The 13,641-nt window shown below is 35.5% G+C and carries 14 protein-coding genes; 13 read left to right on the top strand and 1 reads right to left on the bottom strand.

Going from position 1 to position 13,641, the window contains the following annotated elements:
• The first annotated feature begins 25 nt into the window (after window positions 1-25).
• From dgoD to ACFQ32_RS02670, 4 genes are all read left to right on the top strand, one after another.
• Window positions 26-1,165, top strand: a complete 1,140-nt coding sequence (gene dgoD, locus ACFQ32_RS02685) for a galactonate dehydratase (RefSeq protein ID WP_046324700.1) — start codon at window positions 26-28, stop codon at window positions 1,163-1,165.
• A 23-nt stretch (window positions 1,166-1,188) separates the two neighbouring features.
• Window positions 1,189-2,493, top strand: a complete 1,305-nt coding sequence (locus tag ACFQ32_RS02680; protein WP_046324701.1) for an SLC13 family permease — start codon at window positions 1,189-1,191, stop codon at window positions 2,491-2,493.
• Between the two features lie 1,044 nt (window positions 2,494-3,537).
• A complete protein-coding gene (locus ACFQ32_RS02675; protein WP_143444012.1) occupies window positions 3,538-3,690 on the top strand; it encodes a BspA family leucine-rich repeat surface protein in 153 nt (50 codons plus the stop codon).
• Between the two features lie 336 nt (window positions 3,691-4,026).
• Window positions 4,027-5,628, top strand: coding sequence for an ATP-binding cassette domain-containing protein (locus ACFQ32_RS02670; protein WP_046324702.1), 1,602 nt, complete (start codon window positions 4,027-4,029; stop codon window positions 5,626-5,628).
• Window positions 5,629-5,691: 63 nt separating this feature from the next.
• Here ACFQ32_RS02670 and ACFQ32_RS02665 read toward each other — a convergent pair whose 3' ends face one another.
• Window positions 5,692-7,044, bottom strand: coding sequence for a Mur ligase family protein (locus ACFQ32_RS02665; RefSeq protein ID WP_046324703.1), 1,353 nt, complete (start codon window positions 7,042-7,044; stop codon window positions 5,692-5,694).
• A gap of 145 nt (window positions 7,045-7,189) precedes the next feature.
• On the opposite strand from ACFQ32_RS02665, the gene ACFQ32_RS02660 reads away from it, so the two are divergent.
• From ACFQ32_RS02660 to atpH, 9 genes are all read left to right on the top strand, one after another.
• Window positions 7,190-7,789, top strand: coding sequence for a thymidine kinase (locus tag ACFQ32_RS02660; RefSeq protein ID WP_046324704.1), 600 nt, complete (start codon window positions 7,190-7,192; stop codon window positions 7,787-7,789).
• A 17-nt stretch (window positions 7,790-7,806) separates the two neighbouring features.
• Complete coding sequence (prfA, locus tag ACFQ32_RS02655; RefSeq protein WP_046324705.1) at window positions 7,807-8,895, top strand: peptide chain release factor 1; 1,089 nt, start codon at window positions 7,807-7,809, stop codon at window positions 8,893-8,895.
• Window positions 8,888-9,736: a peptide chain release factor N(5)-glutamine methyltransferase gene (gene prmC / locus ACFQ32_RS02650; protein WP_046324706.1), complete on the top strand. Its 849-nt coding sequence runs from the start codon at window positions 8,888-8,890 to the stop codon at window positions 9,734-9,736. Before prfA ends, prmC begins: the two co-directional genes overlap by 8 nt.
• Window positions 9,736-10,740, top strand: a complete 1,005-nt coding sequence (locus ACFQ32_RS02645; RefSeq protein ID WP_046324707.1) for an L-threonylcarbamoyladenylate synthase — start codon at window positions 9,736-9,738, stop codon at window positions 10,738-10,740. The genes prmC and ACFQ32_RS02645 overlap by 1 nt, the downstream gene beginning before the upstream one ends.
• An 85-nt stretch (window positions 10,741-10,825) precedes the next feature.
• Window positions 10,826-11,455, top strand: coding sequence for a uracil phosphoribosyltransferase (upp, locus tag ACFQ32_RS02640; protein WP_046324708.1), 630 nt, complete (start codon window positions 10,826-10,828; stop codon window positions 11,453-11,455).
• A 117-nt stretch (window positions 11,456-11,572) separates the two neighbouring features.
• Complete coding sequence (atpB, locus tag ACFQ32_RS02635; RefSeq protein WP_046324709.1) at window positions 11,573-12,286, top strand: F0F1 ATP synthase subunit A; 714 nt, start codon at window positions 11,573-11,575, stop codon at window positions 12,284-12,286.
• An 18-nt stretch (window positions 12,287-12,304) separates the two neighbouring features.
• Window positions 12,305-12,529: a F0F1 ATP synthase subunit C gene (gene atpE, locus ACFQ32_RS02630; protein ID WP_034981200.1), complete on the top strand. Its 225-nt coding sequence runs from the start codon at window positions 12,305-12,307 to the stop codon at window positions 12,527-12,529.
• Window positions 12,530-12,574: 45 nt separating this feature from the next.
• A complete protein-coding gene (atpF, locus tag ACFQ32_RS02625) occupies window positions 12,575-13,087 on the top strand; it encodes a F0F1 ATP synthase subunit B (RefSeq protein ID WP_046324710.1) in 513 nt (170 codons plus the stop codon).
• Window positions 13,087-13,635, top strand: coding sequence for an ATP synthase F1 subunit delta (atpH, locus tag ACFQ32_RS02620; protein WP_046324711.1), 549 nt, complete (start codon window positions 13,087-13,089; stop codon window positions 13,633-13,635). The genes atpF and atpH overlap by 1 nt, the downstream gene beginning before the upstream one ends.
• The last annotated feature ends 6 nt before the right edge of the window (window positions 13,636-13,641 follow it).

Raw genomic sequence — 13,641 nt, 5'->3', positions numbered from 1 at the left:
TATTATTACTTTAACGGAGGGAAAAATGAAAATTACCAATTTAAAAATTATTACTGCCAACAAATACCTATTTATCAAACTAGAAACTGATAAAGGTATTATTGGCCTTGGTGAAGCAGGCGCATGGGGATTTTTAGAAGCTGTAAAAGGAGTTTTAAATAAATTTAAAGTCTATTTAATAGGCAAAGACCCCTTTAAAATTGAAGATATTTGGAATTATTTATATAGAAGTATGTACTTTCGGGGTTCAGTAATAATGAGTGCAATATCTGCAATAGATATTGCATTGTGGGATATTAAAGGTAAAGCTCTTGGAGTTCCAATCTATCAATTACTTGGAGGCCCTACCAGAAATAAAGTTAGAGTTTATGATGCAATTTTAAAATTTACCCCATCAGAAATCAAAAAAGAACTCATAGATCTGAAAAGCAAAGGATTCACCGCTGCCCGCATTTTAATCACTGGGAATAGTCAAAAAAACGCTGATTATAGTGATTCAATTGTTAATAGTAAAATTACCAAATATGTCGAAAGAGTTAAATTAGTGCGTGAATTGGCTGGAGACAATTTTGATATCATTTTAGAATGCCATCGCAGTTTAAGTTTGCCTGAAGCAATGTCTTTTGTTAAGCAGGTCGAGAAATATCACCCTATGTTTATAGAAGATCCTATTGCCCCAGATAATTTTGAAGCGATGTCTTTGGTTGCCTCAAAAACTAATATTCCTATTGCTACAGGAGAAAGATTTATTAATATTGAAGAATTTAATGAAACATATTTTAAACATGCAGCAATTTATGTGCGACCAGATGTATGCGCTCTTGGTGGCATTACCGCAGCAAAAAAGGTAGCGGCAATTTCCGAAGCTAATTATGGTCAAATTGTTCCACATAATCCTTTAGGACCTGTATCCACTGCTGCATGTTTACAAATAGATGCTTCGGTCCCTAACTTAGGAATACAGGAGTTTCCATCTTTTTATCGAAAAGAAAACGAAGCCAAAATGTTAAAAGAACCTTTTGAAGTGAAGGATGGTTATATCAAAGTACCGGATAAACCAGGTTTAGGCATTGAACTAAATGAAGAAGCTTTAAGAAAAATGCCCGAAGCACAGCGATCACTCAATGCACAGCGTGCATTCGATGGTTCAGTTTGTGACATCTAATTTACTAAATGGAGCTTATAAATATGTCTAATACCTTAATGATCGCAACTGTAATAATTTTATTAATAATTTCTTTTGTACTATATAAAAAAATACCAATTCAATTCATTTTGATCTTTTTACCTATACTAGGTGCATTAGCGCTAGGCTTAGATATTAACAAGATAAATAACTTGGCTTTAAACTTCATGGTCCAAACCATGCGCTCAATTGGTTTTATGATGCTCTTTGGGCTTATGTACTTCACTATGCTTTCAAAAACTGGTATGTTTGAGCAAATAATTGAATGGATTATGCGTCCTTTTAACAAAAAATTAAATAATTGGATTATTATGATTTTAACTACAGTTATAAGTATGATTGCCATGTTAACTGCTACACCAACAGCTACTTACCTAATTGTCTTTCCGATTATGGTTGCTCTATACGATAAAGTAAAATTTGATAAAAGGGTAGCAATGATTATTGCTCAGACAGGAATATCAACAATGCTTTTTTTACCATGGGGACAAGGTGTGGCTACTTCAGCAATTTTTGCTGGGGTTTCTCCGTTAAAACTATCTTCTAGCATTTTACCAATATCATTTTGCTTTATACCAGTGATTATTTTACAATATATTTTTTTCGCGTGGTTTATGAAAAAATATCCATACTCAGAGAAAAGTGTAAATCAAAATAATCATTCTAAAGATAAAGTAAATGTTGATATTTATAAAAGGCCAAAACTATTCTGGTTTAACTTAGTTATTTTTATATGTGTAATTTTATGTTTGGCTGTTCTTAAATTGCCTTCATACTTAGTTTTTGCAGCAGGAGCTTTTCTTACTACCATTATTGATTATCCCAAAAGCACGGAATATAAGCCATTATGGTCTCAGTCTGCTATTACTATCTTTAACATTACATTCATGATAGTTAGTATCGCAATTTTTGTAGGTATTTTTAACGGTAGTGGAATGACTCAATCTTTAGCTAAGGGAATTGTAGCTATTTTCCCTCATTTTGTTTTGAGATATATACATTTGATTATTTTGGGACTGTCAGTAATTATTATTAGATTTCTACCATATCAACTATTTAATTCGTTTTATCCTATTCTAATTCAAATCGGAAAAGAATTTGGTTTAAGTGGTATTGAAATCGTGGCTCCTTTTTCTGTAACATTAGGATTAGCAACGGGTTCATCTCCACTTACCCCAGCTACTATAGTTGGAACTACTCTTTTAGGAGTAAATTTAGATGACTACTGCAACTTAGCTGTTCCAATTCAATTTGTAAGCAATATTTTAGTTATACTAATTGGACTAATATTTGGAGTAATTCATTAACAATTAATCAAAACTATAATATTTTGTATTTAAACAAATATCATTTTAAATATTCAAAAAAAGTTATAATATAATTAATCAACAACAAAAACACAATTCTGAAATTTTTTCAGGATTGTGTTTTTTCTGTTATCTTTTAAAACAAGCGGAGAAAATTTGAAATTTTATGGGGCGAGTTCAATATTAATGATGTAAATTGAAACCTTTACATTATAGCATTTTTATAAACTATTCATATAATTTATAATTAAGAAATAAAAAATGCACTAATAAAGACTTGTTTTATAGTAATTCTTTGATATAAATTAAGTGATTTAAACGTTTTAAATTAGGGACATAATACTATGAAAACGAAGATAGCAAAAAGAGCTTTAATAAAAAGCAATGTATATACTGCGATTTTGGGACTACTATTTTTAACTAATAGTATTGTCTTTAAAGCTGATAGTGTGACTGGAAATCAATTAACTAGTGAAAAAAACAAGTTCAACTGCAACAAATGAATAATATTAATCAAGATAGTTCCGCAAAATCTTTTCTTGAAAATCAAACTTCCATAAATATTGAAAATACTAAAAAAGGTGAAACATCTATTCAAACGCAAAGTGATCCAACTTTTGTTTAAAGTGGTAAATGGGGAGATAACTGTGCGGAATGAAAGTACAATTCCAATAACTGCCTGAAAATTGAAGGTGGTACGATAAATAAAAGGTTTAGATAAGATAAAGGCGCATTTGCAGACCAAGACATTTTAAAAAGAGTAGAAAAAATAGAATTTGAACAACCTATCAAATTAGAAGGTGATTTTCAATACTTGTTTAAATACGTGAAAACCAAGCGTTTAACCAAGCTTACTGAAATTAGTGGTCTTAATAATATTTATACTTCAAAGGCTACAAATATGCGAGGTATATTTTACGTTAGTAATAAAATTATATCTTCGAATTTATCGATATAGTAAACTTCATCCGTAACAGACATGAGTTACATGTTTTCAGACGGAAATGATAGTCTTTTAAATATAGCGACAAATTTGCAGCTAACTTGAAGAAAGTCAAGGATATGATGATGTACATGTTCAATGGTTGTGCTGGCTTAAGTAAAATTAAAGGTATTGAAAATTTAAATACGACTTCAGTGACTTCAATGGAAAATATGTTCCATTATTCAGATGCCTTAAATATAATTAAATTTTAAACGGCAATTAATCTAGAAAGAAATCACTATCTAAATAGAACTTGAAGACTAATTTTCACTGCTAAAAAACTGGTACACAACTCGATTACTTAAAAAGGGTTGTGTATTTTTTGGTTTCTACGAATATTGTCAATTGGTTTGGAGATAATAGAAAGTTCTCTACTTTATAAGCTTATTTCCTCCTCTTAGAGAATTTCATTTTTTCTCATACACCTATTTATTAGCCCACTTAATCACAAATTTCGACCTCTTACTCAAAACATATTGTTAACTCATTTTAATTTTGTTTTAATAATGCACAACAACAAAGAATATCTTGAAGGGTGGGATAAAACCATGAATAAAAAAGAAGTAAATGTTACAGTAAGGTGGGTCTTGAGCAATCTCAAGCCATGGATGATATTTGGTTTATTTATCTTTGGCGTTACTAGTTCTTTTGAAGGAGTATTAAATGGTTACATTTTAGGTTATATTCCCAGGCTTAATGTCAAGGATGGTCGCAGTTTAATCGTATTTGGAATTGCCGCAGTTTTATCATATCTAACCGTTTATATTTCTCTTTTCTTATTTTGCCTGTTAATGCAAAAAGCAATTCAAATTTTAAATGAAAGGATAAAGGCTATATATTTCAGAGCAAATTTTGCCAGTTCATTTAACAATCCGAATTTAGATTCATCTGATGTTTTGAACAACATGACTAGTATTTCCAAACAGATAGAGGAAAAGTATTTTGAACCGCTTTTATTGCTTTTTCAAAGTTTGATGACAGTCATATCTTCTACAGTCGTAGTATTAATGACTAATCCAGTTTTAGGTCTTGTTTATCTAGCTCTTTCTTTCCTGTCACTTCTTCCTAGTTATATGGGTAAAGAAAAAATGAAGATTAAAACCGAAGTTTGGAGTCACTCGAATTCAAACTTTTTAGCGATCACACGTGACTTATTTGCAGGACGCTTTGAAATTACGAATTTTGGTGTTAAAAAATTATTTATGCAGAAATTTGATCATTCTTTGCATAATGAGGAACAGAAATATTACCAATTGAATGCTTTCCAATATGTTCTGCAGTTTATTTCTTGGTTATTTGCAATTATAATAACTCTATCTCCAATTTTCATAGGGTTATGGATGGCCAAAAATAGCATCTTAGGTGTTACCGTAAGTACAATTTTAACTTTGACTCTGACTGCGGATCACGTAGTCGGTGGTTTTAGGCAGTTAACCAGTTTTGAAACTCAAATACAAAGCACAGAAGGTATCAGAAAGATCTCTTGGACCGAAACAAAAACGGATCAAGAGACTGTTCTACCAGAAAGCAATAATAGATTAGTTGTTGACAATTTGTCAGTTAAACGTGGCGATCGAGAAATTTTTAAAAATTTGTCATTAAGCCTAGATGAAAACGACAAAATGCTCATTACTGGACCTTCAGGTGTTGGTAAATCAACTTTGCTAAATGCCATAGCAGGATATATTCCAATTGAAAAAGGTGAAGTAGAATTTGGCGGACACAAATTGAAGTATTCAGATTTTGTATTTATTTCACAGAATATTTGGCTATTTGCAGGAACAGTTCGCGAAAATCTTTCTCTGTTGCAAAATTTCACAGACCAAGAATTAGTTGCTGCTTTAAATAAGGTAGGTTTAGACAAAGAGCTCGGTAGCAAAGCATTGGATTTTGAAATTAAAGAGCAAGGCAGCAATCTTTCGGGTGGGCAAGCACAAAGACTGGCTATTGCCAGAGGACTTTTACGTCATCAGAAGATCTTTTTACTTGATGAAATTACATCTAGCCTGGATCATCAAAATGCGGATGAAGTTCACCGCTTAATTTACCAATTGCCTTCAATTGTTATTGAAGTGGCGCACAATTATAATGAAAAAATTGCGCAAGAAAATAACGTTAAAATTTTTAACTTAGCACAAAATACAAAATAAAAACAACCCGCAAAATGCTTCATTGCACACTTTGCGGGTTTTTAATTTATATTATTTCTACTTTTACATCCCAGCCTTAATTATTTTCTTTTCAGCCATAGTTTTACGTAAAGAAAGCATAGCTGTATAGGTAGATAAGATATAAACTTTTTTAGTCGGCAAATTGGCAATATTAGCAATTACTTCCTCATTATCTGTGCATGTAACCATTTTACCGGGATCAAAGCCGGCAACTTCCAGGCGAAAGCCCATGTCGTGCCAGCGCTCGCCGCCAACCAGAATTTTTTTTATTTGCTTATGGTTGAGATCTTCAAACTGACCGTCCCAAATCCAGGAAGTGTCGATGCCGTCAGCGTGGTTGGCATTAAGTAAGGCTACTAAAGAATAATCATCTTTTTCAGTGTTAAGCATGTGCAACACTTCATCTAATCCCACCGGATTTTTAACTAAAATCAGGTCAATTTCTTTTCCTTCATATTTAATTAATTCTTGTCTGCCAAAAATCCGCTTGTTTTTAGCAAAAGCCTGAGCAATTTCTTCTTCACTGAGGTCAAAATAGCGCGCCACTGAATAGGCAGCTAGAGCATTATAAATATTGTAAGTGCCGCCAATGTTGATAGTATAGTTTTTACTGCCCATTTGAAACTCAAGGTTATTCGGCGATTGCTCAATAATTTTGTTCACAGAATAGGTTAACTCAGGTCTGCGATAGTTGCAGTTGGGGCAGAAAAAATCTCCCAGATTGGCGTAAATCCTTTCATGATAATGTAAGATATGATCACAATCAGGACATAAGATGCCGTCAGTATTAACTGGAGCCTTGGTATCATTTTGCGGATTATCATTTGGCAGTTTAAAGCCATAAAAAATTTTAGGATTAGGCAAGTCGACTGAAGAAAAGATGCTAGCATCACCATTGGCTATAATAGTAGCTTCAGGTGCTAATTTAATGCCATCTACAATTTTTTCGTAAGTGGTGTAGATTTCTCCGTAGCGATCCATTTGGTCGCGAAAGATGTTGGTAAGAACAAACACACTAGGATGAAGCAGTTCCGTTACCATTTTGACATTAGCTTCGTCAACCTCTAACACTGCAATCGGTCTGGATGATTTTTTCTTTTTATGGGCTAAAAAAGCCGTCACGATTCCTTGTTGCATATTGGAACCTGATGGATTGGTTAAGACGTCACCGTATTTTTCTCTTAATGCTGCCACAATCAATGCGGTAGTCATGGTTTTACCGTTTGTTCCTGTAACAATGACCGTTTCATAGCCGTCAGCCAGTGTCTTTAAAATCTCCGGATCAAGATTCATTGCCAGTTTGCCGGGAAAACTAGTACCACCTTTTAAAACGTTATGTAAAAACCAGTAGCTTGATTTACCCGCGCTTTTTGCTATTACAGATTTAAAACTCATATTTTTCCCTCGCTTTAAAATCATTATCAACTATAGCATAGCCATAAACCGAAAACGAGTTTTTATAACCATTTAACTACACATATTTTATTTTTACATTATACTAGATAAGTTAGATGAATTTAAATGAAACAAAGGAGCAAAAATGGCACAATTATTTTTTGAGTACGGCACGATGAGCAGCGGCAAAACTTTAGAAATACTGAAGGATGCTCATAACTATGAGGCTCAGGGGCGCAAGATTGCTTTGTTAACCAGTAAAATTGATAATCGTAGTGGTGTAGGCACTGTGGCTTCAAGAATTGGGCTCCACCGAAAGGCAGTTCCGATCGACCATGATTTTGATATTTTTGCTTATATAAAAAAGTTGAACGAACAGGAAAAGGCACAAGGTGATGGCGCAATCGCCTGCGTTTTTGTCGATGAAGCTCAGTTTTTGGAACGTCATCATGTGGTAGAATGTGCCAAAATTGTTGATGACTTATGCATTCCCGTCATGACTTTCGGCTTAAAAAACGACTTTCAAAATAATTTATTTGAAGGAACCAAGAATTTGTTGATTTTTGCTGATAAAATAAAAGAGATCAAAACAATTTGCCACTACTGCGGTAGAAAGGCTACAATGAATCAACGGATACACAATGGTAAACCAGTTTACGAGGGTGAACAGGTTCAAATAGGTGGGGATGAAAGTTATTACCCGGTTTGTCGGTTTCATTATTTTCATCCGCATCAAACAAGATAGGAAGGGATTAGAACAACATGGATAAAATTATGGCACAGCTTGAAAGTCTTGTTGCTCATTATGACGAATTACAGGAAATGATGGCTGACCCGGAAGTTATCAATGATACCAAAAGGTACATGGAAGTTTCTAAGGAAGAAGCAGATTTACGCGATGTAGTTGAAAAATATCGCAAATATAAGGCTGATAAAAAAGAAATTTCAGACAATAAGGATATTATTGCAAACGAAAGTGATTCAGATTTGGTTGAGATGGCCAAAGATGAAAATAACGATTTAGAGCAGGATATTGCTAAGCTTGAAGATGAAATCAAAATATTAATGTTGCCCAAAGATCCTAATGATGATAAAGACATTATTATGGAAATTAGAGGAGCAGCTGGTGGTGATGAAGCTTCCTTGTTTGCCGGAGACTTGCTCAGAATGTATGAAAAATACGCTGAAAGACAAAACTGGCAGGTTTCTATCGTCGACAGTGAGCCAACTGAAGTAGGTGGTTATAAACGAGTTGCCATTATGATCACTGGCAACAAGGTTTATTCAAAACTTAAATATGAAAACGGAGCGCACCGCGTGCAACGCGTTCCTGTAACTGAATCTCAAGGCCGTGTTCATACCTCAACTGCTACAGTGGCAGTCATGCCTGAATATGAGCAAGTTGACCTTGATTTGGATCCCAAAGACATTAGAGTTGATGTTTATCGCTCAAGTGGTGCGGGCGGTCAGCATATTAACAAAACCTCCAGTGCTGTGCGCATGACGCACTTACCTACTGGTATTGTAGTGGCAATGCAAGATCAGCGTAGTCAACAGCAAAACCGGGAAAAAGCCATGCAGATTTTAAAATCCCGTGTTTACGATTACTATGAAAGTCAAAACCGTGATAAGTATGATGCTAAGAGAAAAAATGCTGTTGGTACAGGTGACAGGTCTGAGCGCATCAGAACTTATAATTACCCGCAAAACCGGGTAACTGACCATCGTATCGGTTTGACTCTTAATAAGCTTGACCGGGTAATGAATGGGGAACTTGATGAAATTATTGATGCTTTGATTTTATATAATCAAACAAAGCAATTGGAGGAGCTGGCCGAACAGAATGTCTAAAATTGACACTTTAAAAAGCTTGAGAATTTGGGCTGCTGAAACTGCACCAGAACAAAGACCAGAAGATATCGCTTTTTTGCTAGCTGAAAGACTGCAGCTGAGTCCTAGTGAGTTTCAATTAAAACAGGACATGGAATTATCACCAGACCAAATTAAGCAAGCACAAAAGGATGTGCGCAAGCTGGCTAAAGGGATATCGCCTCAGTATATTTTGGGTTACTCCTGGTTTTTTGGTTATAAAATTTTAGTGCAGCGCGGAGTTTTAATTCCCCGTTTTGAAACTGAAGAGTTAGTGGAATGGGCTTTAGCAAATCTGACCAGTGGTGATAAAGTGCTTGATTTAGGAACAGGCTCCGGCTGCATTACAGTAGCTCTAGCTAAAGAAGCTGCTAAAAAGCAGATTACCGATCTTGATTTATATGCTTCTGACGTCACTGATGCTGCACTAAGAACTAGCGAAGAAAATTTTTTGATTCATAAAGTTGATGTTACCGTTCGAAAAGCAAACATTTTAATTGGTCTTGAAAAGTTCGATAAAATCATTTCTAATCCTCCCTATATAAAGGAAACGGAAAAAGATGTGATGGACCAAAACGTATTGCAAAATGAACCCCAGGAGGCACTTTTTGGTGGAAAAAATGGTATAGAATTTTACCAGAAGTTTGTCAAACAAGTGCGTGATCACTTAAACAGCAGAGGAGAGTTTTTCTTGGAATTTGGCTTCAGTGAAAAAGAGCAGCTGGTTGATTTATTTGGACGGGAGCTGCCGGATTTTACCATTGAATTCAAAAATGATTTAGCTGGAAAGCCACGCATGGTTAAAGGAAAGTGGAATAAATAATGGAAACTAAAATTTTTTCACAGGATCAAATAGATGATGCAGTAAAATTACTCGCTCAGGGAGAATTGGTTGCTTTTCCGACAGAAACTGTCTATGGCTTGGGTGCCATTGCCACAAATGAAAAAGCTGTAAAAAATGTTTATAAGGCTAAGGGACGTCCTAGTGACAATCCGTTAATCGTAACAGTTTCTGATGCTCAAATGATGTCTCATTATGCAAAAGAGGTGCCAGAGCGTGCTCAAAAGTTAATTAAAAAATTTTGGCCAGGTCCTTTAACCCTTTTGCTTTATGTTAAACCTCACAGTCTGCCTAAAGCTGTAACTGGTGGTCTTGATACTGTGGCTTTTCGCTGTCCTAATGATGACTTAACTCATCAGTTGATCAGTAAATTGGGTTACCCAATTGTTGGACCTTCCGCCAACACTTCGACTAAGCCTAGTCCAACGACAGCTGCGCATGTCTATCATGATTTAAAGGGAAAAATTGCGGGAATTATTGATGGTGGACCTACAGAAGTTGGATTGGAATCAACGATTATTGACTTGTCTGTAGCTACGCCCATTGTTTTACGTCCTGGTGCAGTTACTCCCGCAGAGTTAAGTCAGGTTTTGGGTGAAAAAGTTTTAATTAACAGTGGTAAAGTTGCTGATAAAGATGTTCCGAAAGCTCCAGGAATGAAATATCGTCATTATGCTCCGAGTGCACCCGTAGTCGTGGTTGATGATTCAGAAAACTTTGCAAACATTGATTTAACCAATGCAACAGGAGTAATGGCATTAACAGATGTGCTTGAAAAAATTAAGCTGCCAGCCGCAAATAAATTTAATTTAGGTAAAAACTTGTTAGAGGCCGACCATAATTTATTTGGTGGTTTACGTTACTTCGATGATAAACCAGAGATCAAACAAATTTTTGTGCAGGGATTTAGTGGCAGCGAGAATACTTTGGCATATATGAACAGGCTAAATAAAGCTGCCGCTGGTCATCATTATGTCAAAGAGTAAAAATTTTAGTAGCAAGGGACTTTAAACCCTCTGCTTTTTTTATTAAAATACACGTAAACGTAATTATGTTTATAGGAGGAAAAAGATGGGCAAATTTACGGTTTTGAATCATCCGTTAATTCAACACAAGTTAACAATTATCAGGCGTAAGGAGACAAGTTCTAACGAGTTTCGGAGAATAGTTGGTGAAATCGGGGGACTGATGACTTACGAGATTACCAGAGATTTGCCGCTGAAAGATGTTGAAATTGAAACACCAATTGGCAAGACAACCCAAAAAGAGATTGCCGGCAAGAAATTGACTATTGTGCCAATTTTACGTGCAGGTATCGGTATGCTTAATGGTGTTATGGAAATGATTCCGTCAGCCAAGGTAGGAGTAATTGGTATGTATCGGGATGAAGAAACTCTTATGCCTCACGAATATTTCTGCAAAATGCCTAAAGACGTTGCAGAGCGTGAATGTCTTGTGGTTGACCCAATGCTTGCCACTGGCGGTTCTGCTAATATGGCAATTGGTGCGCTTAAAAAGCGGGGCGTTAAAGTAATTAAGCTGGCTGTTCTTGTAGCCGCTCCTGAGGGTGTCAAAGCTATTCAAGAAGAGAATCCGGATGTCGATATTTATGCTGCCGCCGAAGATGAAAAATTGTTGCCAAACGGCTATATTACACCTGGTTTAGGAGATGCAGGCGATAGATTATTTGGTACCAAATAATCTTTTTTATGTAAATTAATTGCAAAATACGCTTACATTTTTCACAAAATTATTGAATGGTGTTAATATTGTATGAGTGTTCGATAATTTGGGCACGAGAAGGGAGGTCACGAAGAATTGGAGCAATCATTTGTTTTTAAATTTCTGGGTTTGACATTTGATCTTTCTGGGATCATTGGTTCAACTTTAATGGCAGCTGTCGTATTGTTTGTCTGCATCTGGTTATCAAGAAAAGTTGAGATGAAACCAAATAAAAAGCAAAATATCATGGAATATTTGATTGACTTTACTGATGGAATTGTTAAAGACAATGTCAGTGATGTTGATGCACGAAAGCACCTTTCGCTTTATGCTTTTGTCCTTTTTATTTACATTTGGTTTATGAACCAGTTGGGCCTCTTCTTAGAGGTTAAGGCGGGAGACAACATTTTTGTAAAATCTCCCACAGCAGATCCGGTAACGACAATGTCGTTTGCAATGATGACCTTGCTTCTTTCATTCACATTCGGTATGCAGAAATTCGGTACTGGTGGCTACTGGCGTAATTATGCCGAACCTGTTAGTTTTCTTTTCCCAATCAATATGATTGAAGAAATCACTAACTTTTTGACATTATCTTTGCGTTTATATGGTAATATTTACGCTGGCGAAGTGTTATTAACTTTAATAGGTAATAGCTTTGCTCCTAGCTTTGGTGTTATCACTTTGGTGTTAGCAGCACCGCTTGCTATGATCTGGCAAGGATTCTCTGTCTTCATTGGCTCTATCCAGGCATATGTTTTCGTAACTTTATCCATGGTTTATGTTGGGAAAAAAGTTACAAAAGAATAATTTATTGGAGGTTTAAATATGTCACAAGCTTTTAAATATATCTCAGCAGCGATTGTAGCTGGTATTGCTGCATTGGCAGCATCTTGGGGTAATGGTAAAGTTATCACTAAGACAGTTGAGAGCATGGCTCGTCAACCTGAAAGTGCTGGTAACTTAAGATCAACAATGTTTATCGGTGTTGGTCTGATTGAAGCCGTTCCTATTTTGGCGATTGTTGTTGCTTTCCTGATTCTCTTCGTTTAATTTTTTTATTTAAAACAATTTAGATAAAAGAGAGAAGGGCAGTAAATGACATTTCAAATTTTATTTGCAGCCTCGGCAGGTCATATTTATCTGGGTAATACTATCTGGTATTTAATTGTTTTCGCAATTTTACTTATTTTGGTTAAACATTATGCATGGGGTCCTGTTTCCGACATGATGGAAAAAAGACGTCAAAAGGTAATCAATGATCTTGATTCAGCTGCAGACAATCGCAAAAAGGCCGAAGTTTTGGCTAATGAGCGTGAAGCTGCCTTGAAGAACTCAAGACAAGAAGCAACGCAAATTCTTACTGATGCAAAAGCGAATGCTGAAAAAACCAGCACCCAGATTGTTGCAGAAGCTAATGATAATGCGGCTTCGATTCATGAGAAGGCAAAGGCCGATGCTGCTCAGGCTAAAGCGGATGCCTTAGATGAAGCTCGTGCACAAGTTGCAGATATTTCTGTCACGATTGCAGAAAAAGTAATTGCGAAGAACTTATCTGCTGATGACCAAAAAGATTTGGTTGATCAATTTATTAAGGGGCTGAATAAATAATGGCCTTAAGTAAAGCGGAAATTGCTGCACGTTATGGTACTGCACTATTTGATTATGCCGAAGATATGGCTGCTTTGGATACTGTTCATGCAGATATGCAGGAACTAGCTGAGGCTATTTCCAATTATCCGCAAATTTTGCAAGTTTTTAGCGACCCAATTTTTAATAGTGCCGAAAAAGCGAAATCGCTTTCTGTGATTGAGCAAGGTCTGTCAGAAGAAGTTCAGAATTTTTTGAACCTATTACTGGATTATGACCATTTTATGGAATTGCCGGACATTATAAACTGTTTCAATGATTTGTATAATAAAAATCAAAAAATTGAAACGGGAGTTGCTGTTTCAGCAGTAGCGCTTGATCAAAGACAATTGCAGGAATTAGGTACTAGTTACGCTCGAAAATTTAATTTGCGAAAAGTCATTCTCACTAATGAGGTTGATCAAAGTATTATTGGCGGCGTGATTTTAAAAGTTGGTGATTGCGTAATCGATGGGTCAGTCAAGAACAAACTGAATAAGATTCGTGCGCAGTTAATTAATAAAAATTAAAAGAGG

The organism is Lactobacillus melliventris, from assembly GCF_042679465.1.
In the GTDB taxonomy this organism is placed as follows: domain Bacteria; phylum Bacillota; class Bacilli; order Lactobacillales; family Lactobacillaceae; genus Lactobacillus; species Lactobacillus melliventris.
This window is presented reverse-complemented; position numbering and strand designations above follow the sequence as displayed.

What these genes read in the sequence shown, in the direction of transcription:
- dgoD (WP_046324700.1), top strand. Translation starts at nt 26, where the DNA reads ATGAAAATTACCAATTTAAAAATTATTACTGCCAACAAATACCTATTT.
- ACFQ32_RS02680 (WP_046324701.1), top strand. Translation starts at nt 1,189, where the DNA reads ATGTCTAATACCTTAATGATCGCAACTGTAATAATTTTATTAATAATT.
- ACFQ32_RS02670 (WP_046324702.1), top strand. Translation starts at nt 4,027, where the DNA reads ATGAATAAAAAAGAAGTAAATGTTACAGTAAGGTGGGTCTTGAGCAAT.
- ACFQ32_RS02665 (WP_046324703.1), bottom strand. Translation starts at nt 7,044, where the DNA reads ATGAGTTTTAAATCTGTAATAGCAAAAAGCGCGGGTAAATCAAGCTAC.
- ACFQ32_RS02660 (WP_046324704.1), top strand. Translation starts at nt 7,190, where the DNA reads ATGGCACAATTATTTTTTGAGTACGGCACGATGAGCAGCGGCAAAACT.
- prfA (WP_046324705.1), top strand. Translation starts at nt 7,807, where the DNA reads ATGGATAAAATTATGGCACAGCTTGAAAGTCTTGTTGCTCATTATGAC.
- prmC (WP_046324706.1), top strand. Translation starts at nt 8,888, where the DNA reads ATGTCTAAAATTGACACTTTAAAAAGCTTGAGAATTTGGGCTGCTGAA.
- ACFQ32_RS02645 (WP_046324707.1), top strand. Translation starts at nt 9,736, where the DNA reads ATGGAAACTAAAATTTTTTCACAGGATCAAATAGATGATGCAGTAAAA.
- upp (WP_046324708.1), top strand. Translation starts at nt 10,826, where the DNA reads ATGGGCAAATTTACGGTTTTGAATCATCCGTTAATTCAACACAAGTTA.
- atpE (WP_034981200.1), top strand. Translation starts at nt 12,305, where the DNA reads ATGTCACAAGCTTTTAAATATATCTCAGCAGCGATTGTAGCTGGTATT.
- atpF (WP_046324710.1), top strand. Translation starts at nt 12,575, where the DNA reads ATGACATTTCAAATTTTATTTGCAGCCTCGGCAGGTCATATTTATCTG.
- atpH (WP_046324711.1), top strand. Translation starts at nt 13,087, where the DNA reads ATGGCCTTAAGTAAAGCGGAAATTGCTGCACGTTATGGTACTGCACTA.